Origin of the sequence: Bradyrhizobium sp. IC4059, from assembly GCF_020193615.1 — a bacterium.
Lineage (GTDB): Bacteria > Pseudomonadota > Alphaproteobacteria > Rhizobiales > Xanthobacteraceae > Bradyrhizobium > Bradyrhizobium yuanmingense.
This window is the reverse complement of record NZ_JADYVH010000019.1, coordinates 31,460-55,088: the sequence shown is the minus strand read 5'-3', so window position 1 is coordinate 55,088 and position 23,629 is coordinate 31,460. Positions and strand designations below refer to the sequence as shown.

The window sequence follows — 23,629 nt, the reverse complement described above, 5'->3', positions numbered from 1 at the left end:
AGACATGGCCAGCCCCGAACTCAGCCAATTCCGCCGCATCGTCGTCAAGGTCGGCTCAGCGCTGCTGGTGGATTCCGACAGGGGCGAGGTGCGTGCGTCCTGGCTGGCTGCACTGGCCGACGACATGGCCAAGCTGCACAAGGAAGGGCGCGACGTGCTGGTCGTCTCCTCCGGCTCGATCGCACTCGGCCGCAGCCGGCTGAAATTGCCGCGCGGCCCGCTGAAGCTGGAAGAGAGCCAGGCCGCGGCCGCCGTCGGTCAGATCGCGCTGGCGCGAATCTGGTCGGAGGTGCTTGGCGCCCACGGTATCGGCGCCGGCCAGATCCTGGTGACGCTGCAGGACACCGAGGAGCGCCGCCGCTATCTCAACGCGCGCTCCACCATCGGCAAGCTGCTGGAATGGCGCGCGATCCCCGTGATCAACGAGAACGACACGGTGGCGACCACCGAGATCCGCTACGGCGACAACGATCGCCTCGCCGCGCGCGTCGCGACCATGGCGAGCGCCGACTTGCTGGTGCTGCTGTCCGACATCGACGGGCTCTACGACGCCCCGCCGAAGAACAATCCGAACGCTAAGCTTATTCCCGTGGTCGACAGCATCTCATCGGAGATCGAGGCGGTGGCCGGCGATGCCGAGTCCGAGCTGTCGCGTGGCGGCATGCGCACCAAGGTCGAGGCCGCCAAGATCGCGACGACCGGCGGCACGCATATGCTGATCGCCTCCGGCAAGATCGAGCATCCCTTGCAGGCGATCGCCGATGGCGGCCGCTGCACCTGGTTCCTGACGCCGGCCAATCCCATCACCTCGCGAAAGCGCTGGATCGCGGGCACGCTGGAGCCGAAGGGCACGCTGACCATCGATGCCGGCGCGGTGACCGCCCTACGGGCCGGGGCCAGCCTGCTGCCGGCCGGCGTGAACAAGGTCGAGGGCCAGTTCGCCCGTGGCGATGCCGTGATCGTGCGCGGCCCCGACGGCAGCGAGGTCGGCCGCGGCCTGATCGCCTATGACGCCGATGATGCCGAGCGGATCAAGGGCCGCTCCTCCCCAGATGTGATGACCATCCTCGGCATCAGCGGCCGCGCCGAGATGATCCACCGGGACGATCTGGTGGTGGGCGGATAGGCCGACAGGCGCGCAGCGGAATATAGAAGGTCAAGCCTTCTTGCTGAGCTTCTGCGCGGCTAACCGTTCTCGTCCCCGCGCCTTGACACCTTCGAACCATTGATGGAGGTCTCCGATCTCCTCCATCGGCCCGCTGTCAAAACCCTTCTGGATTTCGGCCCTCAGCGCCTCAAGCTTGGCCTTTCGCCGCTCTTCGATGGTCGGCATCGCAGGCTCCATGATTGGCCATTGATATTCCGAGATATTTTGGCGTCCCGCAAGGCGCACCCCCAAACCGGCCATTGGCCGACCCGCCGACGCAAACCGAACCCCAGCCATACCCTCCCCGCCCTTCGCAGAAGCAGGATTTCCGTGCTAGGACACCGCCTTAGCAGAAGGTTTTTGACCCCATGGCCGCCCCCCTCAAAGCCGTAGACGGCAATGCCGATCTTCAGGCGCTGATGTCCGATCTCGGAACCCGTGCCCGCGCTGCCGCGCGCGTGCTGGCACTGGCGCCGCCGGAGCAGAAGAACCGTGCGCTGGAAGCCATGGAGCGGGCAATCCGCGCCGACTCGGCCGCGATCCTCGCCGCCAATGCGGAGGACGTCGCGGAGGCCCGTGCCGCCGGCAATGCCACCTCCTCCTTCATCGATCGCCTGACGCTGACGCCGGCACGGGTCGAAGGAATGGCCGAAGGCATCGGCATTGTGCGCGGCATCGCCGATCCCATCGGCGTCGTCACCGAGCGCTGGCAGCGGCCGAACGGCATGTCCATCGAGCGCGTGCGCGTGCCGCTCGGCGTCGTCGGCGTGATTTTTGAGAGCCGGCCCAATGTCGCGGCCGATGCCGGCGTGCTGTGCCTGAAGTCGGGCAATGCCGTGATCCTGCGCGGCGGCTCCGACAGTTTCCGCTCGTGCCGCGCCATCCAAGAGTGCCTGGTGCAGGGCCTGCGCGAAGCCGGCCTGCCGGAAGCTGCGATCACGCTGGTGCCGACGCGCGACCGCGCAGCGGTCGGCATGATGCTGTCGGGCCTCAACGGCGCCATCGACGTGATCGTGCCGCGCGGGGGCAAGAGCCTCGTCGCGCGGGTCGAGCAGGAGGCGCGCGTGCCTGTCTTCGCGCATCTCGAAGGCGTCAACCACGTCTATATCGATGGCAGCGCCGACCTCGCCATGGCGAAGTCGATCGTGCTCAATGCCAAGATGCGACGCACCGGCGTCTGCGGCGCGGCCGAGACGCTGCTGGTCGATCGTGCCGCCGCTGGCAAGAACCTGAAGCCGCTGGTGGAGATGCTGCTCGATGCCGGCTGCGAGGTGCGCGGTGACGAGGCCGTGCAGAAGGCCGATGCGCGCGTCAAGCCGGCGAGCGAGGAGGATTGGGACACCGAATATCTCGACGCGATCATCGCGGCGAAGGTGGTGGACGGCGTCGACGGCGCGATCGCGCACATCCAGGACCACGGCTCGCATCATACCGATGCCATCGTGAGCGCGGATGAGGCTGCGGCGAGCAAGTTCCTGAGCGAGGTCGATTCCGCGATCGTGCTCCACAACGCCTCGACGCAGTTTGCCGATGGCGGCGAGTTCGGGTTCGGCGCCGAGATCGGGATTGCCACCGGCCGCTTCCACGCCCGCGGCCCGGTCGGCGCCGAGCAATTGACGAGCTTCAAATATCGCGTCCGCGGCACCGGACAGACTCGGCCGTAGACGTCGCGGGGCGCGGGCATTGAGCAACAATCTCGTCGTGCCGCGCTTCGTGGCGCAAGCGGTTCCGGCCTCGACGCCGGGCATGCGCATCGGCCTGCTCGGCGGCTCGTTCAACCCGCCGCATCAGGCGCACCGCGCGATCAGCCGCTTCGCGCTGAAGCGATTGCAGCTCGATCGCGTCTGGTGGCTGGTTACGCCGGGCAATCCGCTCAAGGAGAACGGCACGCTGCACGAGCTCGGCGAGCGCATGCAGGCCGCGCGCGAGGTCGCCGATGATCCGCGCATCGAGGTGAGCTGTCTCGAATCCGTCATTCGCACCCGCTATACTATCGACACGATCAACACCTTGCGCCGCCGCTTCCCTGGCTTGCGCTTCGTCTGGATCATGGGCGCCGACAATCTCGCTCAATTCCATCGTTGGCAGGACTGGCGGCGCATCGCCGCCCAGGTGCCGATGGCCGTGATCGATCGCCCCCCGCAGAGTTTTCGCGCGCTCGGCTCGCCCGCGGCCCAGGCGTTATCGCGCTACCGTCTGCCCGAGAACAAGGCCGTCCAGCTTGCGGATCGGCCGGCACCGGCCTGGGTGTTCCTGACCGGATTGAAGCTGAATCTGTCCTCGACCGGCCTACGGAACCCGGACGGGAGCTGGAAAGGTACGAAGTGAGACGAAGTGTGCCGACCTGGTGGGGATTTCGGTCTCTCTGGCATATTGAAACCCTTAACCCCACATGATGTAGTGTAACCAGTGGGCGCCCGGATTCGGCGTTCGCGATACAGTGAAAGGAATGGTCCCTGACCGCATCTGTATTGTCCAAGTCTGTTTTACCCAAGGTTGCCAAGCCTACGCGTAAAACATCGACCAAAGCTGCGGCCTTGAAGGCGCAACCCGACGCCGACAAGACGCTGAGCCTGATCCTCTCCCGCCTCGAGGACATGAAGGCGGAAGAGACGGTCACCATCGACCTTCGCGGCAAATCGGCGTACTCCGACTACATGATCGTCACCACCGGCCGGGTGAACCGGCACGTCGGCGCGATCGCGGAAAACGTCACCAAGAGCCTCAAGGAAAACGGCATCAAAAACATCCATGTCGAGGGCTTGCCCAATTGCGACTGGGTGCTGATCGATTCCGGCGACGTGATCGTGCACGTGTTCAGACCCGAGGTCCGCGAGTTCTACAACCTCGAGCGGTTGTACACGCAGGGCCCAGGGGCGGCGAAGGCGATCTAGGCTCGAAGGCCGATTTCGAATCGGCTGACGCGCATGCTAGCGTCGTGCGCGCGCTTGTTGCGCGCGGTCTCGTCAACGCGACTCAAGAATCATGCGTGTTGCTGTCATTGCGGTGGGCCGGCTGAAGCAGGGCCCCGAACGGGAGCTTGCAGACCGCTATTTCGAGCGGTTCGAGGAGGCTGGCCGCAAGCTTGGATTCCGCGAGCTCGGCATCCACGAAATTCCCGAAAGCCGCGCGCGCGACGCCGCGACACGGATGGCCGAAGAGGCCGCGGCGATCTCGGCGCATATTCCTGATAAGGCGATCCTGGTGGCGCTGGACGAGCGCGGCCAGAATCTCGAGTCCACCGTATTCGCACGGCATCTGGCGCGCTGGCGCGACGAGGGCGCCGGACATACTATTTTCGTGATCGGAGGGGCGGACGGACTTTCGCCCGAATTGCGCCGTAAGGCCAAGCTCGCGATCGCGTTCGGCTCTGCGACCTGGCCGCACCAAATGGTCCGCGTCATGCTTCTGGAACAGCTGTATCGGGCCGCCACCATCCTGGCCGGCCATCCCTATCACCGCGCGTGATGCGCGCCACAACGAGCACCTTTGCCGACACGATGCGAGCGCCGCTCCTCAACCTGCTGCTGATCACCGGCCTTGCCGGCGCAAGCCTCTTCGCCGAAGAAAGCCTCGCGCAAGCTCAGACGCAAGGTCAGACAGTTGCGCCGTCGCCGCAGACTGCCGCGGTCTCGCCCGATGCGATCAAGCAGCGCGAGCAGGAGCTGGAGGCCGCGCGCGCGAGGCAACGAAGCGCGGAAGAAGCGCAGGCCAAGCTGAAGGCCGAGATCACCGCGCTCGGCCAGGACCGCACCCAGCTCAATCAGCAGCTGATCGACACCGCCGCCAATGTGCGCGCCGTGGAAGCCAAGATCGACGAGGCCGAAGCGCGGCTGCGAACTCTGAACGGCCGCGAGCAGCAGATGCGCGCTTCGCTGGATTCGCGCCGGGCCGACATCGTCGAGGTGCTGGCGGCCTTGCAGCGCGCCGGCCGGCGCACGCCGCCGGCGCTGCTGGTGCGGCCCGAAGATGCGCTGCAATCCTTGCGCACCGCGATGCTGCTTGGCGCCGTCGTGCCGGAATTGCGCGGCCGCGCCGAGAAGATCGCAAGCGAGCTCGGCGAGCTCGTGGCCTTGCGCAAGACCATAGCCACCGAGCGCGATCAGCTCGCCTCCGACCGCGACAAGGTCAGGAGCGACCAGACCCGGCTCACCGCCCTGATCGAGGAACGGCAGCGTCAGCAGTCCGCGCGGGAAAAAGACCTCGACGCCGAAAGCGCGCGCGCGATCGCGCTGTCAAGGCAGGTCGGCGATCTTCAGGGGCTGATCGCCAAGATGGAGCAGGATCTGCAAACCGCCGCCAGGGCGGCCGAGAAGGCTGCCGAGGCCGCAAGGCAGGCCGAGGCCAAGGAGGCCAAACTGGCGGCGGCAAACGCGGCCGCCAGCGCCAAACAGGGCCCGGGCGCGTTCAAGGACAAGTCCCGCACCACCCCGGCGATCGCCTTCGCTTCGGCCAAGGGCCTCCTGCCGTTTCCGGTTAACGGTAACAAGATCAGGGACTTTGGCGGTTCCGACGGGGTCGGCGGCGTCCAGAAGGGCATTTCGCTGGCGACCAAGCCCGGCGCCCAGGTCACGACGCCGTGTGATGGCTGGGTTGTGTATGCCGGCCCATTCCGCAGCTATGGACAACTCTTGATCCTAAACGCCGGGGGCGGGTATCATGTCCTGATCGCCGGGATGGAGCGCATTTCGGTCAACATCGGCCAGTTTGTGCTCACGGGGGAGCCGGTCGCGACCATGGGGTCGACCTCTCAGGTCGCTTCCATTCTCGCCACCAATGCGAGTCAACCTGTGCTGTATGTCGAGTTCCGTAAAGACGGCACTCCAATCGATCCAGGCCCATGGTGGGCCGCAAATGAAGGCGAGAAGGTTCGCGGATGATGCGCAAGACTTCAGTAATCCTCCTCAGCGCCGCCACCGGTGCAGCGCTGACGCTGTTCGTGACCCAGCCGCGCGCGGTGTTCATGGGCTCCAGCGCGCGAGCCGCCACCGCGGACACCTATCGCCAGCTCAACCTGTTCGGCGACGTGTTCGAGCGCGTGCGCTCCGATTATGTAGAGAAGCCCGATGACACCAAGCTGATCGAATCCGCCATCAGCGGCATGCTTACCGGCCTCGATCCGCACTCGAGCTACATGGACGCGAAGAGCTTCCGCGACATGCAGGTGCAGACCCGCGGCGAGTTCGGCGGCCTCGGCATCGAGGTCACGATGGAGGACGGCCTGATCAAGGTGGTCTCGCCGATCGACGACACGCCCGCCTCGCGCGCCGGCGTCATGGCCAACGACATCATCACCAATCTCGACGACGAGGCGGTGCAGGGCCTGACCCTGAACCAGGCGGTCGAGAAGATGCGCGGTCCAGTCAACACCAAGATCAAGCTCAAGATCATCCGCAAGGGCCAGGACAATCCGCTCGACGTCACGTTGGTGCGCGACAACATCCGCGTCCGCTCGGTGCGCGCGCGCGTCGAGCAGGATGACATCGGCTATATCCGCATCACCACCTTCAACGAGCAGACCACCGAAGGCCTGAAGCGCGAGATCGGCAACCTCACGAACCAGATCGGCGGCGACAAGCTCAAGGGCTTCATCATCGACCTCCGCAACAATCCGGGCGGCCTGCTCGAGGAAGCGGTCACCGTCTCCGACTCGTTCCTCGAGAAGGGCGAGATCGTCTCGACCCGCGGCCGCAATGCCGAGGAGACCCAGCGCCGCGCCGCGCATACGGGCGACCTGACCAAGGGCAGGCCGGTCATCGTGCTGGTCAATGGCGGCTCGGCCTCGGCGTCGGAAATCGTCGCCGGCGCGCTGCAGGACCACAAGCGCGCGACCATCGTCGGCACGCGCTCGTTCGGCAAGGGCTCGGTGCAGACCATCATTCCGCTCGGCAGCGGCAACGGCGCGCTGCGGCTGACCACCGCGCGCTATTACACGCCGTCGGGCAAGTCGATCCAGGCCAAGGGCATCGTGCCCGATATCGAAGTGCTGCAGGACGTGCCGGACGAGCTGAAGTCGCGCACCGACACCAAGGGCGAGGCTTCGCTGCGCGGCCACCTGAAGAACGACGGCGACGAGAAGACGGGCTCGCAGTCCTACGTCCCGCCGGACGCCAAGGACGACAAGGCGCTCAAGCTCGCCGGCGACCTGCTCCACGGCATCAAGAACAGCGCCTCCGCGGCGCCGACGCCCGGCAACGACAACAAGGCGGCGACCGACAAGGCCAAAGCGGCGAACTAGGTCGGCGTATCACGCGATCCAGCGAAAGGGCGGCTTCCCGAAGCCGCCCTTTTTGCTTGGGAACTGCTGCTGCCTCCGGCCTATCCCGGCCTGCCGCCGCTTGACCTCGGCGTGGTATCGTCGGCTGGAGTGATTCGGGATCGCGCATGACTGAAACGGCCGATGATCTGAGCGCCCCGCTCGGACAGGATAAGCCGCGCCGCAAACGGCGGCTGCGGCTGCCGTTCACGTCTATGCAGCTGCTCGCTGTTCTGCTCGGCCTGTTCCTGGTTACCTTTGCCGGCTTCGCCATCTTCAACAAGGACCCGCTCGGCGGTGAGCCGATGAGCCGGATCGCGATCAACCAGCTCAGGCCGGCCGAGAAGGCCACGGACGACAAGTCTGCCATCGGCCAAGGCCAGGAAACCAAGCACGAGACCAAGGAAACGCCGAAGCAGGCCGCGCCCGGCGAGCAGAGGACCATCACCATGATCGATGGCTCCACCGGCGCCCGCCGCGACGTGGTGATCGGCGGGGGCGATGCCGCCGACAAGGGCGAGGCTGCATCCGCCCCGCCGCCCGTCATGACCGGGATCAATCCGAAGCTGCTGGAGAAATCGCGCTACGGCATGATCCCGGTGGTCGCCGACGGGCTGAGGCCGTTCAACGTCTATGCGGCGGACGCCGACCGCGCCAAGGCCGCCAAGATGCCGGTGGTCGCGATCGTGATCGGCGGCCTCGGCGTCGGCGCCGCCAAGACCCTGGACGCCATCATGAAGCTGCCGCCGGCGGTGACGCTGGCCTTCACGCCCTACGGCTCCGACCCCGGCAAGCTCGCCGAGCGGGCGCGGGCGCAGCGCCACGAGATCTTCCTCCAGATCCCGATGGAGCCCTACGACTTCCCCGACAACGATCCGGGGCCGCAGACGCTGCTGACCTCGCTCAGCCCCGACCAGAACATGGACCGCCTGTACTGGCACCTCAGCCGGATGCAGGGCTATGCCGGCCTCACCAATTTCATGGGCGCCCGCTTCATCGCCACGGAGCCGGCGATGCAGCCGATCATCCGCGAGGCGGCCAAGCGCGGGCTCGGCTTCTTCGACGACGGCTCCTCGCCCCGCAGCATCGCGCCCCAGGCCGCGGCGAACCAGGCCGTGCCGTTCGGCAAGGGCGATATCGCCATCGACGCGGTGCCGACGGCGACCGAGATCGACCGCGCCCTCAACAAGCTGGAATCGGCGGCGCGCGAGCGCGGCATCGCCGTCGGCACGGCCTCCGCCCTGCCCGTCTCGATCGAGCGCATCAGCGCCTGGACCAAGACACTGGGCGACCGAGGTATCCTTTTGGTGCCATTGACAACCGCGATGCTGAAATCAAAATCCAGCTAAATCAACGAATTGGTTCGGCGCGGGTCTCGCGGGGCCGGCATGCCTTCCCAAGAAGCAGGCAAGAGGTCTGGCGGAATGGCGCGTTACGAGGATCTGCCCTACCGGACCTGTGTCGGTGTGATGCTGATCAATCCAAAGGGACTGGTGTTCATCGGCCGCCGCGCCGGCGGCATCGAGCATGTCGACGACACCCACGTCTGGCAGATGCCGCAGGGCGGGGTCGATCCCGGCGAGGACACCTGGGAAGCGGCCAAGCGCGAGCTCTACGAGGAGACCAGCGTCCGCTCGGTCGAGCGGCTCGGCGAGGTCCCGGACTGGCTCACTTACGACATTCCGCGCACCGTTGCCGGGCGCGCCTGGAAGGGCCGCTACCGCGGCCAGCGCCAGAAATGGTACGCGGTGCGCTTCACCGGCAAGGACAGCGAGATCAACGTCGAGCATCCCGGCGGCGGCGGCCACAAGGCGGAATTCGTGAGCTGGCGCTGGGAGTCGATGAAGAATCTCCCTGAGTTGATCATCCCGTTCAAGCGCCCAGTCTATGAGCGCGTGGTGCAGGAATTTTCTGCGCTGGCGGAGGGGTGATCAGATCACCTGTCGCGGCTCGCTCGGTCGTCATCCCCGCGAAGGCGGGGATCCATACTCCCAGGCAGAAGCTGTGCGAAGGATAGCAGCCACGGCCTTTCAACCCATTGTGGCCTGTGGTTATGGATTCTCAGGTGCGCAATTGCGCACCAGAGCTCGCGCTTCGCGCGCCCCGGAATGACGAGAGAAGGTTACGCGTGACGACCCACAAACCCTACCGCCCGAACGTCGGCATCGCGCTGTTCAACGCCGACGGCCGCGTGCTGATCGGCCATCGCTTCAAGGGTGACGGACCCGAGATCATCCTGCCGGGGCTCGACTGGCAGATGCCGCAGGGCGGCGTCGACGAGGGCGAGAACCTGCGTGATGCGGCGATGCGCGAGCTGTGGGAGGAGACCAACGTCGTCAGTGCCGACTATCTCGGCGAGACCGACTGGTTCACCTATGAATTCCCGCCTTACGACGGACCGCAGACGCACCGGCTGGCGAAATTTCGCGGCCAGCGCCAGAAATGGTTCGCGCTGCGCTTCACCGGCACGGACGACGAGATCGATCCGCTGACGCCGCGCAACGGCCAGCCCGCCGAGTTCGACGCCTGGCGCTGGGAGCGCCTCGGCCGTGTCGCCGACCTCGTGGTGCCGTTCCGCCGCGAGGTCTACCGCGCGGTGGCACAGGAGTTTGCGCACCTCGCCGACTGAACTCTCGAAAACAACCCCATGCACAGTAGCGAAGTGACTGACGCGCCGCGATAAAATAGGCGACAGCGCCAGCGATAGCGCAATAAAGTTTCAGCGCCCGCCACGACCGTGACGAGCGCTGAAACTGTTCAGGAATTTGGAGATCGAGCCCCGGAGCGGTGCCCCGGGGCTTAGTGCATAGCCGTGGCGTTGAGCTGATGCTGGATGCTCTTGAAGTGGTCGAGCCGCTCGATGGCCTGATCGAGCTCGGTGCCTTCGTGCTCCTTCAAGTTCTCTTCCATCTCCGCGATCGTCTCGGCGAACTGGACACGGTCGAGCTCGTCCAGCGAGGTCGCGACGTCGGCGAGCACGGTGAGACCCTTTTCGGAGACTTCGGCAAGGCCGCCGAGCACGATGATCTTCTCGTGGCGGCCGCCGGTGGTGACGGTGAGAATGCCGGGCCGGATCGCAGCCACGACCGGCGCATGCCCCGCCAGCACGCCGAAATCACCCTCGGCGCCGGGGATGTCGACCTGATCGACCTCACCCGAGAAGGCGAGCTTTTCCGGAGAGACGAGATCGAAATGGAAGGTGGCCATAGGAAACCTGCGAGTAGCGAGTGGCGAATAGCGAGTGGCGGACGGGAGCAGCTTCTATTCGCCACTTCCCATTCGCCATTCGCCTCTTAGGCGGCTTCCGCCGCCAGCTTCTTGCCTTTCTCGACGGCTTCTTCGATGGTGCCGACCATGTAGAAGGCAGCTTCCGGCAGGTGATCGTACTTGCCTTCCACCAGGCCCTTGAAGCCCTTGATGGTGTCGGCGAGGTCCACGAACTTGCCCGGCGAACCCGTGAAGATTTCGGCGACGTGGAACGGCTGCGACAGGAAGCGCTCGATCTTGCGGGCGCGGGCCACCGTCAGCTTGTCCTCTTCCGAAAGCTCGTCCATGCCGAGAATGGCGATGATGTCCTGGAGCGACTTGTAGCGCTGCAGCACCTGCTGGACCTGACGGGCGACGGTGTAGTGCTCCTCGCCGACGACCAGCGGCGAGAGCATGCGCGAGGTCGAGTCGAGCGGGTCCACCGCCGGATAGATGCCCTTTTCCGAGATCGCGCGCGACAGCACCGTGGTGGCGTCCAAGTGCGCGAACGAGGTCGCGGGCGCCGGGTCGGTCAAGTCGTCGGCCGGCACGTAGATGGCCTGCACCGAGGTGATCGAGCCCTTTTGCGTGGTGGTGATGCGCTCCTGCAGCGCGCCCATGTCGGTCGCGAGCGTCGGCTGATAACCCACCGCCGAAGGAATGCGGCCGAGCAGCGCCGACACTTCCGAACCCGCTTGCGTGAAGCGGAAGATGTTGTCGACGAAGAACAGCACGTCCTGGCCCTGGTCGCGGAAGTGCTCGGCGACGGTCAGACCGGTCAGGCCGACGCGGGCGCGGGCGCCCGGCGGCTCGTTCATCTGACCGAACACCAGCGCGCACTTCGACTTCACGCTCGGATCCGGATTGTGCGGATCGGCGTTGACCTTGGACTCAATGAACTCGTGATAGAGGTCGTTGCCCTCGCGGGTGCGTTCGCCGACGCCGGCGAACACGGAGTAACCGCCGTGCGCCTTCGCGACGTTGTTGATCAGCTCCTGAATCAGCACGGTCTTGCCGACGCCGGCGCCGCCGAACAGGCCGATCTTGCCGCCCTTCGCATACGGAGCGAGCAGATCGACGACCTTGATGCCGGTGACGAGAATTTCGGCTTCAGTCGACTGGTCGGTGTAGGTCGGCGCTTCCTGGTGGATGGCGCGGGTGCCTTCCGACTTGATCGGGCCGGCCTCGTCGATCGGCTCGCCGATGACGTTCATGATGCGGCCCAGCGTACCGTCCCCCACGGGAACCGAGATCGGCTGACCGGTGTCGGTCACTTCCTGGCCGCGCACCAGACCTTCGGTGGCGTCCATCGCGATGGTGCGGACGGTCGACTCGCCGAGATGCTGCGCGACTTCCAGCACCAGGCGGTTGTTGCCGTTCTTGGTTTCGAGCGAGTTGAGAATGGCCGGCAGGTGGCCTTCGAACTGCACGTCGACGACGGCGCCCATGACCTGGGTAACGCGACCGATCTGTGTGGCTGCTGTAGCCATTTACTGTCTCCTTCGATCCGAATTTCGTGTCCGGTCAGACTGCTTCTGCGCCGGAGATGATTTCGATGAGTTCCTTGGTGATCTGAGCCTGACGCGTGCGGTTGTAGACCAGCGTCTGCTTGCGGATCATTTCCCCGGCGTTGCGGGTGGCGTTGTCCATCGCCGACATCTGCGCACCGTAGAACGATGCGTTGTTCTCGAGCAGGGCGCGGAAGATCTGCACCGCGAGGTTGCGCGGCAACAGGCGCGTGAGGATCTCGTCCTCCTCCGGCTCATATTCGTAAGAGGTCGCGCTGCCATTCGCAGCGCCTTCCTCGACAACCAGCGGAATGATCTGTTGTGCGGTGGGGACCTGTGCAATCACCGACTTGAATTGCGAATAGAACAGCGTGCAGACGTCGAATTCGCCGTTGTCGAAGCGCGCCAGAACCTTCTTGGCGATCTCCTCGGCGTTGACGAAGCCGAGCTGGCGGACGCTGCGCAGGTCCATGTGCTCGACGATCTGCTTGTCGAACTGGCGGCGGAGCTGCTCGTAACCCTTGCGGCCGACGCAGAAGAATTTCACCTCCTTGCCCTGCGCAGCGAGCGCCAGAGCGCGCTCGCGGGCGAGACGCACGATCGAGGAGTTGAAGGCGCCGGACAGGCCGCGCTCGCCGGTGCAGACCAGCAGCAGATGAACCTGGTCCCGGCCGGTGCCGGCCAGCAGCACCGGTGCGCCGGGCGAGCCGACCGCGGCGCTGGCGATGTTGGAGATCACCGCGCTCATCTTGTCGGCATAGGGACGCGCCGCTTCCGCGGCGGTCTGCGCGCGGCGCAGCTTGGAGGCCGCGACCATCTGCATGGCCTTGGTGATCTTTTGCGTCGCCTTGGTGGAGGCGATGCGGACGCGCATGTCTTTAAGTGACGCCATTCTTCGTCCCCAGCGATCAGCCTGCGGCTCGACCGCGACCCTATCCTTTCGTCATGCCCGGGCGTGTCCCGGGCATCCACGTTCTCCGTCTTCCACGCACAAGACGTGGATGGCCGGGACTTCAGTTGCGAAGACGCGCTTCGCGCTTTGGCCCGGCCATGACAGCCTTCTTATGAGAAAGACTTCGCGAAGCCCTCGACCACCGACTTCAGCTTGGCAGCGGTATCGTCGGAGAGATCGCGGCTGTCGCGAATCGCGTTGAGGATGTCGGCGTGCTTGCCGCGCAGCAGCGAGAGCAGGCCGTCCTCGAACGCGCGCACCTTGTTGAGCGGGAGCGGATCGAGATAGCCGTTGGTGCCGGCCCAGATCACGCAGACCTGCTCTTCCATCTTCAGCGGCGAGAACTGCGGCTGCTTGAGCAGCTCGGTGAGGCGCGAGCCGCGGTTGAGCAGGCGCTGGGTCGAGGCGTCGAGGTCGGAGCCGAACTGCGCGAACGCCGCCATTTCGCGGTACTGCGCGAGCTCGCCCTTGATCTTGCCGGCGACCTTCTTGGTGGCCTTGGTCTGCGCCGACGAACCGACGCGCGACACCGACAGACCGACGTTCACGGCAGGACGGATGCCCTGGAAGAACAGGTCGGTTTCCAGGAAGATCTGGCCGTCGGTGATCGAGATGACGTTGGTCGGGATGTAAGCCGACACGTCGTTGGCCTGGGTTTCGATGACAGGCAGCGCCGTCAGCGAGCCCGAGCCCATGTCCTTGTTCAGCTTCGCCGCGCGCTCGAGCAGGCGGGAGTGCAGATAGAACACGTCGCCGGGATAGGCTTCGCGGCCCGGCGGGCGGCGCAGCAGCAGCGACATCTGACGGTAGGCGACGGCCTGCTTGGACAGATCGTCATAGATGATGACCGCGTGCATGCCGTTGTCGCGGAAGTACTCGCCCATGGTGCAGCCGGTAAAGGGCGCGATGTACTGCATCGGCGCCGGATCGGAGGCGGTGGCGGCGACGACGATCGAGTATTCGAGCGCGCCCTGCTCTTCCAGCACCTTCACGAACTGGGCGACGGTCGAACGCTTCTGGCCGACCGCGACGTAGACGCAGTACAGCTTGATGTTCTCGTCCGGCTGCGCGTTGAGCGGCTTCTGGTTCAGGATGGTGTCGAGCGCGATCGCGGTCTTACCGGTCTGGCGGTCGCCGATGATCAGCTCGCGCTGGCCGCGGCCGATCGGGATCAGGGCGTCGATGGCCTTGAGGCCGGTTGCCATCGGCTCGTTCACCGACTTGCGCGGAATGATGCCGGGCGCCTTGACGTCGACGCGCATGCGCTTCTCAGCCTGGATCGGGCCCTTGCCGTCGATGGGATTGCCGAGCGCGTCGACGACGCGGCCAAGCAGGCCCTTGCCGACCGGCGCGTCCACGATGGCGCGGGTGCGCTTGACGGTCTGGCCTTCCTTGATCTCGCGGTCGGCACCGAAAATAACGACACCGACGTTGTCGGTTTCGAGGTTCAGCGCCATGCCGCGGGTGCCGTTCTCGAACTCGACCATTTCACCGGCCTGGACGTTGTCCAGACCGTAGACGCGGGCGATACCGTCGCCGACGGACAGCACCTGTCCGACTTCGGAGACTTCAGCTTCCTGGCCGAAATTCTTGATCTGGTCCTTGAGGATCGCGGAAATTTCCGCGGCGCGGATGTCCATCAGCCTGCCTCTTTCATCGCGTGCTTGATCGAATTGAGTTTGGTGCGAAGCGAACCATCCACCATGCGGCTGCCCAGCTTGACGACGAGGCCACCGATGATCGAGGGATCGACTTTCACGTTCAGCGCGACGTCCTTGCCGGTCACCGACTTCAGGGCAACCTTGAGGGCATCGAGATTCTTGTCTGAGAGCGCCTCCGCCACCGTGACGTCGGCCGTCGTCTCGCCCTTGAACCGGGCCACGAGGGCGCGGTAGGCGCGGCTGACGTCGGCCACCGCGAACAGGCGGCGATTGGCGGTCAGCACTTTCAGAAAGTTGGCGGTGATGCCGGCGATGCCCGCCTTGTCCAGCACGGCCGAAAGGGCCTTGGACTGGGCATCGGCGGCGAACACCGGGCTGCGGACGAGGCGCTTGAGATCAGCGCTTTCGTTCAGCAAGGCATCGAATTTATCAAGATCGGCTTTGACCTCGTCGACCACGTTCTGGTCGCGGGCCAGCTCGAACAAGGCCGTTGCATAACGGCCGGACACACCTGAAACGGACGTATCTTCTGCAGCCACAGACGCGCTCTTTTTGCTGTCAAACTCGCAAGGGAAAAACCGTCGCCACGAAGCGGCGCCTAGCGATCCAAGCCCTTGGAATTCAAGCGGGACTTCGATTTCCGACCAGCACGGGAGGTGCCGGGCTCGTTAAAATCGCGGCTTTGCTAACATAGCAGGTGCGCAGGTGCAACATGACGCCAAACTAAAGGCATGAGGTTCTGTCGCCAGTTCGTCGCAGCCTCGCAACACATTGCGCGCGGGAGGGGCCGACAGAGGCGGCGACCTGCCACGTCACGGAATTCAGCGCCAGCCCTGCCGCGACACCTCCCATTGGTTCCTGCCCACAGCGCATAGCGGCCATGAACACGGATCGCTGAAGCGTGAATCCGTTCCCGCCAGTTCCACCCCCCGAATACTTATCGAATTCTAAACGCTAGAGGCGATGACTTCGCTTTACAATATTCGCAAGTAAATTAGAGGTTAATAAATCGTTAAAGGCGAAGATTACGGGATATCGGATGAATATCTCGCGACGGTAACAAGATATTTCACGACGACACATACTGGATTTACTGCCCAATTCACGCCTCATTGGGAATCGAAACGCCAAATCGCTCACAAACTGATGGGGGCTCCACTTGCCACAAATGTGGCAATACTAGCTTAGGGACCATTAAATGCTGTCTTTGAAGACGCTGGGCTTTGTGACCCGGCCGCGTACGGCGATTGCTTTCGTCGCCGCAACTCTCCTCGTCGGTGGAACTGCCACCGAAGCTTCCGCCAAATCCAAGCATCGGCATCACCACCGCCACCACGCCCAGACCGAGGCCAACGCGACCTCCGATTGGCGCAATGCCAATGCGTCGATGACACCGACCTCCGGCACGGGCCGCAGCTTCTCCGGCATCGCGTCCTTCTACGGCAATGAGTCCGGTAGCAAGACCGCCTCGGGCCAGCGCTTCAACCAGAACGCCATGACCGCGGCGCACCGTTCGCTGCCCTTCGGCACCAAGCTGCGCGTCACCCATGGCAGCCAGAGCGTCATCGTCACCATCAACGACCGCGGCCCGTTCATTCGCGGGCGTGTGCTCGACCTCTCCACGGGTGCCGCCCGCGCCATCGGCCTCACCAGCCGCGGCGTCGGCCGCGTCACCGCGGAAGTCGTCTCCTAAAGGCGCGATCCGCGCCTGATCGAACGCGCAGTTTTCATCAGTTTGCTGCGCACGTGAAACAAGCCCGCGGTCTTGGGGGACCGCGGGCTTTTTTTGTTTTGTCATTCCGGGCGCGCGGAGCGCGAACCCGGAATCCATTCATCCACAAACTCTGCCGCCCGATGGATTCCGGGCTCGCGCTACGCGCGCCCCGGAATGACAGTAGAGGGTATGGCTGCGGTGGCCCTACAAAAAGCTCTGCGGATCGACGTCGACTTCCAGCTTCAGATTGCCTGTCGGCTTCGGGCAGACCGCGAGCCAGTTGCGCAAATAGTCCGACAGGTCGAAACCGCGCGCCGATTTCACCAGGATGCGGAAGCGGTAGCGGCCCTTGATGACGGCGAGCGGCGCTTCGGCGGGGCCGAGCACGACGACGCGCTCGTCGCGCGGCGCGAGCGCGACGAGCTTGCGGCCGAAGCCTTCGGCGCCCGGGCGATCGCCGGCAGAGATGATGAGGCTGGCGAGCCGGCCGAACGGCGGATAGAGCGTCTTTTCGCGCAGCTCGATCTCGCTGTCGTAGAAGGCCTCGCGGTCGCAGGCGATCAGCGCCCGCATCACGGGATGGTCGGGCTGATGGGTCTGGAGATAGCCGACGCCGCGGCCCTGCTCGCGGCCGGCGCGGCCGATTACCTGATTGAGCAATTGCCAGGTGCGCTCCGCCGCGCGCGGATCGCCGTTGGAAAGGCCGAGATCGGCATCGACCACGCCGACCAGATTGAGCCGCGGGAAGTTGTGGCCCTTGGCCACGAGCTGCGTGCCGATGATGATGTCGACGCGGCCCTCCGCGATCTCGGCGAGCTCGCTTCGCATCGTCTCAATCGAGGTGATGAGATCGCTCGACAGCACCATGGTGCGCGCTTGCGGGAACAACGCGGCCGCCTCCTCCTGCAGGCGCTCGACGCCGGGTCCGACCGCGACCAGCGATTCCTCGGCCGAACAGTTCGGGCAGATGTGCGGGCGCGGCATCGAGAAGCCGCAATGGTGACAGACGAGGCGCTGGCGAAAGCGATGATCGACCAGCCAGGCATCGCAGATGGTGCAGGCGAAGCGATGGCCGCAGGCACGGCACAGCGTCAGCGGCGCATAGCCGCGGCGATTGAGGAAGAGCAGCGCCTGCTCGCGCCGCTCGATCGCGGTCCTGATCTCGCCGGCGAGCCGCGGCGAGATGAAGCGGCCGCGCGCGGGCGGCTCGCGGCGCAAATCGATGGCCTCGATATGCGGCATGTGCTGGCCGCCGAAGCGCGAGGGCAGCGCGATGCGCTGATAGCGGTTCTTGCGCGCATTGACCTCGGATTCCACCGACGGCGTCGCGGAGGCCAGCACGACCGGAATTTTTGCGATATGTCCGCGCACCACCGCCATGTCACGGGCGTGGTAGTGCACGCCGTCGTCCTGCTTGTAGGCCTGGTCGTGCTCCTCATCGACGACGATGAGGCCAAGATTGGCGTAAGGGAGAAACAGCGCCGAACGCGCGCCGACCACGACCGGCGCCGAACCTTCGGAGATCGCGGCCCAATTGCGCGCGCGGGAGCGCGGGGTGAGCTCGGAATGCCATTCGATCGGCCGCACGCCAAAACGCTGCGCGAAGCGATCGAGGAACTGGCCGGTCAGCGCGATCTCCGGCATCAGGATCAGCGCCTGCTTGCCGCGGCGGACCACCTCGGCGACCGCTTCGAAATAGACCTCGGTCTTGCCCGAGCCGGTGACGCCGTCGAGCAGCGCGACATGGAAGGTGCCATTGGCCGCGAGCGCGCGCATCGCATCGACACCGGCACGCTGTAGCAGCGAAAAATCCGGCCGGCCGAATTCCGGATCGGGCGCCGGCGGCGGAGGCGGCGGCGGCATCGGCTCCACTGTGAGCGTGCCTTCATCGACGAGACCGTCGATCACGCCCGAGGAGACGCCGGCCTCCTTGGCCGCCTCGGACTTGCCGTGCAGCAGCCGGTCCGACAGCAGCGTGATAACGCGCTGGCGCGCCGGTGTCAGGCGCTTCGGCGGATCGCCGGTCAGGCGCACGCCGGCGCGCACCCGCTCCGGGCCGAGATTTTCGCCCATGCGCAGGCACATGCGCAGCACCATGCCGCGCGGGCTCAGCGTGTAGTTTGCGACCCAGTCCACCACCGAGCGCAGCTCCGGCTTGAGCGGCGGAATGTCGAGCTTCTCGCTGACCTCCTTGAGGCGGTTATGCAGGCGCGGATCGGGATTGGCGTTCTCGCCCCAGACCACGGCCAGCACCTCGCGCGGACCGAGCGGCACGCCGACGAGGTCGCCCGCCTTCAGCTCCATGCCGCGCGGCACCTTGTAGGAATAGGTCTGGTCGAGCGCGACCGGCACCAGCACGTCGACCATGCGGGTGGCGGGGGCGGTGTCGTTGCGCGGCGATTGGTCCATGAGCGGGGAATCGGAACCTTGAGGCCTTGAGGCTAGCGCCGCGCGGCGGCCTTAGCGAACAGTAAACTGGTGTGATGCGATATACTGTGCGGAATCACCACGTCCAGAGCGCATGAGCAAAGCGGCCGCCCCACACATCGAGCTCGCCAGCGCCGATCCCTCGATCGCGCAGGAGATGGCGCGCTGGCTGGCGCATCTCGGCGCCGAGCGGCGGCTGTCGCCGAAGACGCTGGAGGCCTATGGCCGCGATCTGCGGCAATGCCTGGATTTCCTCTGTGGCCATTGGGGCGAGCGCGTCACGCTCGAGCGGTTTGCAGCGCTGGAAGCCACCGACGTGCGCGCCTTCATGGCGATGCGCCGCGCCGACGACATCGCCGGCCGCAGCCTGATGCGCGCCCTGGCGGGCCTGCGCTCGTTCGGACGTTTTCTGGAGCGTGAGGGCAAGGGCAAGGTCGGTGCATTGTCGGCGATCCGCGCGCCGAAGGTCGCCAAGAGCCTGCCGAAGCCGCTGCCGATGGCATCGGCCAAACGTCTTGCCGACGCCGACGAGCGCGCCGGCGAGGAGCGCGAGACCTGGATCCTGGCGCGCGATGCCGCGGTGATGGCGCTGCTCTATGGCTCGGGCCTGCGCATCTCCGAGGCGCTGGGTCTCAAGCGCCGCGAGGTGCCGAAGCCCGGCGAAGGCGACGTGCTGGTCGTGACAGGCAAAGGCAACAAGACCCGCATGGTGCCGGTGCTGCAGAACGTGCTCGCGCTGGTGCAGGAATATGTCGCGATGTGCCCCTATCCGCTGCCGGCGGAAGGACCGATCTTCGTCGGCGCGCGCGGCGGCCCCTTGAGCCCGCGCATCATCCAGCTCGCGATGGAGCGGCTGCGCGGCGCGCTCGGGCTGCCCGACAGCGCCACGCCGCACGCGCTGCGGCATTCCTTCGCCACGCATCTGCTCTCGCGCGGCGGCGATCTGCGCGCCATCCAGGAATTGCTCGGCCATTCCTCGCTGTCGACCACGCAGGTCTATACCGGCATCGATTCCGAGCGGCTGCTCGAGGTGTATGCCAGCGCCCATCCGCGGCGCTGACACACTCTCGTCATAGCTCGCGTGCCTCTTGCACAGCGCCCACGGTTCGGTCAAATCGTGGGAACCGGCACAGGAGGGACATTATATGGGCGCACATGAAAGCATGGAGCATGCCGAGCACGCCGAACACGCGTCCGGCTCGAACAAGAAGATCGCTCTTCTGATCGCCGTGCTGGCGCTGTTCCTGGCGATCTCGGAGACGCTCGGCAAGGGTGCCCAGACCGAATCGATCAGCAAGAACGTCGAGGCCGCCAATCTCTGGGCATTCTTCCAGGCCAAGAGCATCCGCCGCACCGTGGTGGTGACCGCGGCGGAACAGGGCAAGCTGACACTGGCCGCCGCGGCCGAGGCGCAGAAGCCCGCCGTGCAGAAGCAGATCGACGACTGGACCAAGACCGCGCAGCGCTACCGCTCCGAGCCCGAGACCGGCGAAGGCACCGAGCAGCTTGCGGACAAGGCCAAGCACGCCGAGCACGCCCGCGACGAGGCGACCGCGAAGTACCACCATTTCGAGCTGGCCTCGGCCGCCTTCCAGATCGGCATCGTGCTGGCGTCCGCCACCATCATCACCGGCATGATCGCGCTCGCCTATGTCGGCGGCGCGCTGACGATCGCCGGCCTGTTCATGACCGCGCTCGGCCTGTGGTGGCCACATCTGCTGCATTTGCATTGAGGTGTTGAGGCCGGGTTCTCACCGCGTCATTGCGAGGAGCCCTTGCGACGAAGCAATCCAGACTGCCTCCGGGGAAAGATACTGGATTGCTTCGCTGCGCTCGCAATGACGGAGGATAGAGCGGGGACGCCTGTCCCGGATTGCGCTGCGCTCCATCCGGGCTACGGACGGTCCTTGTGGTGGCGAAGATCACCGCGCCTGATGCACGCTCTTCCTGAAGCGCTGGATCATACGCAGCGTGCGGTAGGACCAGCCCTCGCCGTTGCCGGCGATCAGCTCGCGGATGCGGCGCTTGATCGGGTCGACCAGCTCGGCGGCCTTGGCGCGCACCCTCAGCACCAGGGCGTAGATCCGCTCGAACCAGCGCATCTCCAGAAGCTTGGCGCGCGTGACGTCGAACACGAAGGCGGTGACGCCGACGCCGACAAGCTTTCCGAACACGATCGTGAAGAACGCGCCGGTCCAGTATTCATGCGCGAGCAGCCACAGCCCGACCAGCTTGAGCGGAAACAGCGGGACGACGGGCACCGCAAACACGAGCAGCGTCATGGCCGGCGAGAGCGCATCGACGCGCTCCGTCAGCCAATGCTTGAAGCGCGCCAGCGGGATGGCTGCGACGATCCTGGCGACGATCGGCTCGAGATGATCCCACAGCCAGGCTTCGATCAGGAAGACGATCGCAAGCAGGACCCAGACCGGTTGAAGAAGGCGGCGCAGCATGTGTTCCCCGCCCGGTTCGGCGCTGGGCGCGTCGTTACATATGGATGGCTCGCTTGCCGACCGCAAGCGCGGCTTCCTTGACGGCCTCCGAGCGCGTCGGATGGGCGTGGCAGGTGCGCGCGAGATCTTCCGCACTGCCGCCGAATTCCATGAGAACACACGCTTCATGGATCATTTCGCCGGCTTCGCGGCCGATAATGTGCACGCCGAGCACGCGATCGGTCTTCGCATCCGCGAGAATCTTCACAAAGCCGTCGGTGGTCTGGTTGACCTTGGAGCGGCCGTTGGCGGTGAACGGAAACTTTCCGACCGTGTAAGCCACGCCCGCCTGCTTGAGTTCCTCCTCGGTCTTGCCGACGGAGGACACTTCCGGCGTGGTATACACGACGCCGGGGATCACATCGTAATTCACGTGGCCGGCTTGGCCTGCGATGATCTCGGCGACCGCGACGCCCTCGTCCTCGGCCTTGTGCGCGAGCATGGGGCCTGCGACGACATCGCCGATGGCATAGACGCCCTTCAGGCTGGTGGCGAAATGCGAATCGATCTGCACCCGGCCGCGCGCGTCCAGCGCGACACCGGCTTCCTTGAGGCCGAGACCGTCGGTGTAGGGCACGCGGCCGATGCAGACGAGCACGACGTCGGCTTCGATGGTCTCGGCGGCACCGCCGGAAGCCGGTTCGATTTTCGCAAGCAATGCCTTGCTGTTCATCTCGACGCCGGTCACCTTCGAGCCCAGCTTGAATGCAAATCCCTGCTTTTCAAGGATGCGCTGGAATTGCTTGGCGATCTCGCCATCCATGCCGGGCAGGATGCGATCGAGGAATTCGACCACCATGACTTCGGCTCCGAGCCGGCGCCACACCGAGCCGAGTTCGAGCCCGATCACGCCGGCGCCAATGACCAGCAATCGGCCTGGCACCTTGTCCAGCGCCAGCGCGCCGGTCGAGGACACGATGCGCTTCTCATCGATCTCGATGCCCTTGAGGCGCGCGATGTCCGAGCCGGTGGCGATCACGATGTTCTTGGTCTCGACCACCTGCGACTTGCCGTCGGCGGAGACCTCGACCTTGCCGGTGCCGAGGATCTTGCCGGTGCCCTTGAGCACGTCGATCTTGTTCTTCTTCATCAGGAACTCGACGCCCTTGACGTTGCCGTCGATGCCCTGCTGCTTGAAGTTCATCATCGCGGGCAGATCGAGCTTCGGCGCGGAAACGCTGACGCCCATCTTGGCGAAGGAATGGCCGGCTTCCTCGAACATTTCGGAGGCGTGCAGCAGCGCCTTCGACGGCATGCAGCCGACATTGAGGCAGGTGCCGCCGAGGGTCGCGTTCTTTTCGACCACGGCGACCTTCATGCCGAGCTGGCTCGCGCGTACCGCGCAGACATAACCGCCCGGTCCGGTGCCGATGACGACGAGATCGTAGGTAGCCATGAGAGAAAGTCCCGTAAGGTTAGGCGTGGTGAGGATGTGTCAGCGTCCGCGCGGCGCGTCAGCGTCCGCCGGACACATCGAGAATGGCTGAGGTGACGTAGGAGGCCTCGTCCGAGATCAGCCAGACGATGGCATTGGCGATTTCATCGGCGGTGCCGACGCGCTTCATCGGCACCAGATGGGCCAGGCGATGGGCGCGGTCGGGCTCGCCGCCGGCAGCGTGGATGTCGGTGTCGATCAGGCCGGGACGGATCGCGGCGACGCGGATGCCCTCGCCCGCGACCTCATAACCGAGGCCGACGGTGAAGGAATCGACCGCGCCCTTGGACGCGGCATAGTCGACATAGGTGTTGGGTGCGCCGAGCCGCGCTGCGACCGAGGACAGGTTGACGATGACGCCGCCCGCGCCGCCGTGCTTGGTCGACATCCGCTTCACCGCCTCGCGCGCGCAGAGGATCGAGCCGGTGACGTTCACCGCCATCACGCGCTGGATGCGCTCGGCCGACATCTCGTCGACGCGCACGCCGCTCTTGCCGACGATGCCGCCATTGTTGACGAGCGCGCCGAGCGTGCCGAACTTGTCGGCCTCCTTGAACAGATTGAGGATGTCACTTTCCTCGGCGACATCGCATTTCACCGCGATGGCCTTGCCGTTGCTGGCCGCGATCGTAGCTACCACCTCGTCGGCCGCCTGCTTGTTGCTGGCGTAGCCAACCACGACGCGAAAACCGCGCGCGGCCGCCGCAAGCGCGGTCGCCCGCCCGATGCCGCGGCTGCCGCCGGTGATGACAACGACTTTATCCGTCACATCAATCCCCACGAGTTCGAGC

General features: G+C 65.5%; 23 protein-coding genes. 13 read left to right on the top strand and 10 right to left on the bottom strand.

Going from position 1 to position 23,629, the window contains the following annotated elements:
* Positions 1-4 precede the first annotated feature (4 nt).
* Positions 5-1,126, top strand: a complete 1,122-nt coding sequence (gene proB, locus I6F12_RS35230) for a glutamate 5-kinase (RefSeq protein WP_036008728.1) — start codon at positions 5-7, stop codon at positions 1,124-1,126.
* A gap of 30 nt (positions 1,127-1,156) precedes the next feature.
* Here proB and I6F12_RS35225 read toward each other — a convergent pair whose 3' ends face one another.
* Positions 1,157-1,333: a hypothetical protein gene (locus I6F12_RS35225; RefSeq protein WP_225158380.1), complete on the bottom strand. Its 177-nt coding sequence runs from the start codon at positions 1,331-1,333 to the stop codon at positions 1,157-1,159.
* Between the two features lie 182 nt (positions 1,334-1,515).
* On the opposite strand from I6F12_RS35225, the gene I6F12_RS35220 reads away from it, so the two are divergent.
* The 9 genes from I6F12_RS35220 (at position 1,516) to I6F12_RS35180 (ending at position 10,032) form a co-directional block, all read left to right on the top strand.
* Positions 1,516-2,811 carry a glutamate-5-semialdehyde dehydrogenase gene (locus I6F12_RS35220; RefSeq protein ID WP_225158379.1) on the top strand — a complete coding sequence of 432 codons (1,296 nt, stop codon included), beginning with the start codon at positions 1,516-1,518 and terminating at the stop codon, positions 2,809-2,811.
* Positions 2,812-2,830: 19 nt separating this feature from the next.
* Positions 2,831-3,475, top strand: a complete 645-nt coding sequence (locus I6F12_RS35215; RefSeq protein ID WP_225158378.1) for a nicotinate-nucleotide adenylyltransferase — start codon at positions 2,831-2,833, stop codon at positions 3,473-3,475.
* Positions 3,476-3,684: 209 nt separating this feature from the next.
* Positions 3,685-4,041, top strand: a complete 357-nt coding sequence (gene rsfS, locus I6F12_RS35210; RefSeq protein WP_024338888.1) for a ribosome silencing factor — start codon at positions 3,685-3,687, stop codon at positions 4,039-4,041.
* A gap of 91 nt (positions 4,042-4,132) precedes the next feature.
* Complete coding sequence (gene rlmH, locus I6F12_RS35205) at positions 4,133-4,615, top strand: 23S rRNA (pseudouridine(1915)-N(3))-methyltransferase RlmH (RefSeq protein ID WP_036008734.1); 483 nt, start codon at positions 4,133-4,135, stop codon at positions 4,613-4,615.
* 32 nt (positions 4,616-4,647) lie between these two features.
* On the top strand, positions 4,648-6,027 hold the full coding sequence (locus tag I6F12_RS35200; protein WP_036008738.1) for a peptidoglycan DD-metalloendopeptidase family protein: 1,380 nt from the start codon (positions 4,648-4,650) through the stop codon (positions 6,025-6,027).
* Positions 6,024-7,385 (top strand): S41 family peptidase, encoded by a 1,362-nt coding sequence (locus I6F12_RS35195; protein WP_036008736.1) that lies wholly within the window; start codon positions 6,024-6,026, stop codon positions 7,383-7,385. The genes I6F12_RS35200 and I6F12_RS35195 overlap by 4 nt, the downstream gene beginning before the upstream one ends.
* 146 nt (positions 7,386-7,531) lie before the next feature.
* Positions 7,532-8,752, top strand: a complete 1,221-nt coding sequence (locus tag I6F12_RS35190) for a divergent polysaccharide deacetylase family protein (protein ID WP_109141814.1) — start codon at positions 7,532-7,534, stop codon at positions 8,750-8,752.
* 75 nt (positions 8,753-8,827) lie between these two features.
* A complete protein-coding gene (locus I6F12_RS35185; RefSeq protein ID WP_036024645.1) occupies positions 8,828-9,334 on the top strand; it encodes an RNA pyrophosphohydrolase in 507 nt (168 codons plus the stop codon).
* Between the two features lie 197 nt (positions 9,335-9,531).
* Positions 9,532-10,032 carry an RNA pyrophosphohydrolase gene (locus I6F12_RS35180; protein WP_036024643.1) on the top strand — a complete coding sequence of 167 codons (501 nt, stop codon included), beginning with the start codon at positions 9,532-9,534 and terminating at the stop codon, positions 10,030-10,032.
* 170 nt (positions 10,033-10,202) lie between these two features.
* Here the strand turns inward: I6F12_RS35180 and I6F12_RS35175 are convergent, their stop codons facing one another.
* The 5 genes from I6F12_RS35175 to I6F12_RS35155 all read right to left on the bottom strand — a co-directional run bounded on the left by I6F12_RS35175 (position 10,203) and on the right by I6F12_RS35155 (position 15,309).
* Entirely contained in the window at positions 10,203-10,610 is a 408-nt protein-coding gene (locus I6F12_RS35175; RefSeq protein ID WP_036008748.1) for a F0F1 ATP synthase subunit epsilon, read from the bottom strand.
* An 86-nt stretch (positions 10,611-10,696) separates the two neighbouring features.
* On the bottom strand, positions 10,697-12,139 hold the full coding sequence (atpD, locus tag I6F12_RS35170) for a F0F1 ATP synthase subunit beta (RefSeq protein WP_036008750.1): 1,443 nt from the start codon (positions 12,137-12,139) through the stop codon (positions 10,697-10,699).
* A 34-nt stretch (positions 12,140-12,173) separates the two neighbouring features.
* Complete coding sequence (locus I6F12_RS35165) at positions 12,174-13,049, bottom strand: F0F1 ATP synthase subunit gamma (RefSeq protein ID WP_225158377.1); 876 nt, start codon at positions 13,047-13,049, stop codon at positions 12,174-12,176.
* Between the two features lie 170 nt (positions 13,050-13,219).
* Positions 13,220-14,749 carry a F0F1 ATP synthase subunit alpha gene (gene atpA / locus I6F12_RS35160; protein WP_036008755.1) on the bottom strand — a complete coding sequence of 510 codons (1,530 nt, stop codon included), beginning with the start codon at positions 14,747-14,749 and terminating at the stop codon, positions 13,220-13,222.
* On the bottom strand, positions 14,749-15,309 hold the full coding sequence (locus I6F12_RS35155; RefSeq protein ID WP_109141817.1) for a F0F1 ATP synthase subunit delta: 561 nt from the start codon (positions 15,307-15,309) through the stop codon (positions 14,749-14,751). Before I6F12_RS35155 ends, atpA begins: the two co-directional genes overlap by 1 nt.
* A 659-nt stretch (positions 15,310-15,968) precedes the next feature.
* Here I6F12_RS35155 and I6F12_RS35150 point away from each other — a divergent pair.
* A complete protein-coding gene (locus I6F12_RS35150; RefSeq protein ID WP_036008760.1) occupies positions 15,969-16,463 on the top strand; it encodes a septal ring lytic transglycosylase RlpA family protein in 495 nt (164 codons plus the stop codon).
* A 225-nt stretch (positions 16,464-16,688) separates the two neighbouring features.
* Here I6F12_RS35150 and I6F12_RS35145 read toward each other — a convergent pair whose 3' ends face one another.
* Positions 16,689-18,893: a primosomal protein N' gene (locus I6F12_RS35145; protein WP_225158376.1), complete on the bottom strand. Its 2,205-nt coding sequence runs from the start codon at positions 18,891-18,893 to the stop codon at positions 16,689-16,691.
* 112 nt (positions 18,894-19,005) lie between these two features.
* On the opposite strand from I6F12_RS35145, the gene I6F12_RS35140 reads away from it, so the two are divergent.
* Positions 19,006-19,971, top strand: coding sequence for a tyrosine recombinase XerC (locus tag I6F12_RS35140; RefSeq protein WP_225158375.1), 966 nt, complete (start codon positions 19,006-19,008; stop codon positions 19,969-19,971).
* A gap of 85 nt (positions 19,972-20,056) precedes the next feature.
* Positions 20,057-20,644 (top strand): DUF4337 domain-containing protein, encoded by a 588-nt coding sequence (locus tag I6F12_RS35135; protein WP_036008765.1) that lies wholly within the window; start codon positions 20,057-20,059, stop codon positions 20,642-20,644.
* Positions 20,645-20,833: 189 nt separating this feature from the next.
* Here the strand turns inward: I6F12_RS35135 and I6F12_RS35130 are convergent, their stop codons facing one another.
* From I6F12_RS35130 to I6F12_RS35120, 3 genes are read right to left on the bottom strand one after another with little or no spacing between them, the layout of a single operon-like run.
* A complete protein-coding gene (locus I6F12_RS35130) occupies positions 20,834-21,364 on the bottom strand; it encodes a hypothetical protein (RefSeq protein WP_109141820.1) in 531 nt (176 codons plus the stop codon).
* Between the two features lie 34 nt (positions 21,365-21,398).
* A complete protein-coding gene (gene lpdA, locus I6F12_RS35125) occupies positions 21,399-22,799 on the bottom strand; it encodes a dihydrolipoyl dehydrogenase (RefSeq protein ID WP_225148674.1) in 1,401 nt (466 codons plus the stop codon).
* A 58-nt stretch (positions 22,800-22,857) separates the two neighbouring features.
* Positions 22,858-23,607 carry an SDR family oxidoreductase gene (locus I6F12_RS35120; RefSeq protein WP_225158374.1) on the bottom strand — a complete coding sequence of 250 codons (750 nt, stop codon included), beginning with the start codon at positions 23,605-23,607 and terminating at the stop codon, positions 22,858-22,860.
* Positions 23,608-23,629: the final 22 nt, after the last annotated feature.

Coding starts and splice junctions, on each gene's coding strand:
- proB (WP_036008728.1), top strand. CDS start 5: ATGGCCAGCCCCGAACTCAGCCAATTCCGCCGCATCGTCGTCAAGGTC.
- I6F12_RS35225 (WP_225158380.1), bottom strand. CDS start 1,333: ATGCCGACCATCGAAGAGCGGCGAAAGGCCAAGCTTGAGGCGCTGAGG.
- I6F12_RS35220 (WP_225158379.1), top strand. CDS start 1,516: ATGGCCGCCCCCCTCAAAGCCGTAGACGGCAATGCCGATCTTCAGGCG.
- rlmH (WP_036008734.1), top strand. CDS start 4,133: ATGCGTGTTGCTGTCATTGCGGTGGGCCGGCTGAAGCAGGGCCCCGAA.
- I6F12_RS35200 (WP_036008738.1), top strand. CDS start 4,648: ATGCGAGCGCCGCTCCTCAACCTGCTGCTGATCACCGGCCTTGCCGGC.
- I6F12_RS35195 (WP_036008736.1), top strand. CDS start 6,024: ATGATGCGCAAGACTTCAGTAATCCTCCTCAGCGCCGCCACCGGTGCA.
- I6F12_RS35190 (WP_109141814.1), top strand. CDS start 7,532: ATGACTGAAACGGCCGATGATCTGAGCGCCCCGCTCGGACAGGATAAG.
- I6F12_RS35185 (WP_036024645.1), top strand. CDS start 8,828: ATGGCGCGTTACGAGGATCTGCCCTACCGGACCTGTGTCGGTGTGATG.
- I6F12_RS35175 (WP_036008748.1), bottom strand. CDS start 10,610: ATGGCCACCTTCCATTTCGATCTCGTCTCTCCGGAAAAGCTCGCCTTC.
- atpD (WP_036008750.1), bottom strand. CDS start 12,139: ATGGCTACAGCAGCCACACAGATCGGTCGCGTTACCCAGGTCATGGGC.
- I6F12_RS35165 (WP_225158377.1), bottom strand. CDS start 13,049: ATGGCGTCACTTAAAGACATGCGCGTCCGCATCGCCTCCACCAAGGCG.
- atpA (WP_036008755.1), bottom strand. CDS start 14,749: ATGGACATCCGCGCCGCGGAAATTTCCGCGATCCTCAAGGACCAGATC.
- I6F12_RS35150 (WP_036008760.1), top strand. CDS start 15,969: ATGCTGTCTTTGAAGACGCTGGGCTTTGTGACCCGGCCGCGTACGGCG.
- I6F12_RS35145 (WP_225158376.1), bottom strand. CDS start 18,893: ATGGACCAATCGCCGCGCAACGACACCGCCCCCGCCACCCGCATGGTC.
- I6F12_RS35140 (WP_225158375.1), top strand. CDS start 19,006: ATGAGCAAAGCGGCCGCCCCACACATCGAGCTCGCCAGCGCCGATCCC.
- I6F12_RS35135 (WP_036008765.1), top strand. CDS start 20,057: ATGGGCGCACATGAAAGCATGGAGCATGCCGAGCACGCCGAACACGCG.
- I6F12_RS35130 (WP_109141820.1), bottom strand. CDS start 21,364: ATGCTGCGCCGCCTTCTTCAACCGGTCTGGGTCCTGCTTGCGATCGTC.
- lpdA (WP_225148674.1), bottom strand. CDS start 22,799: ATGGCTACCTACGATCTCGTCGTCATCGGCACCGGACCGGGCGGTTAT.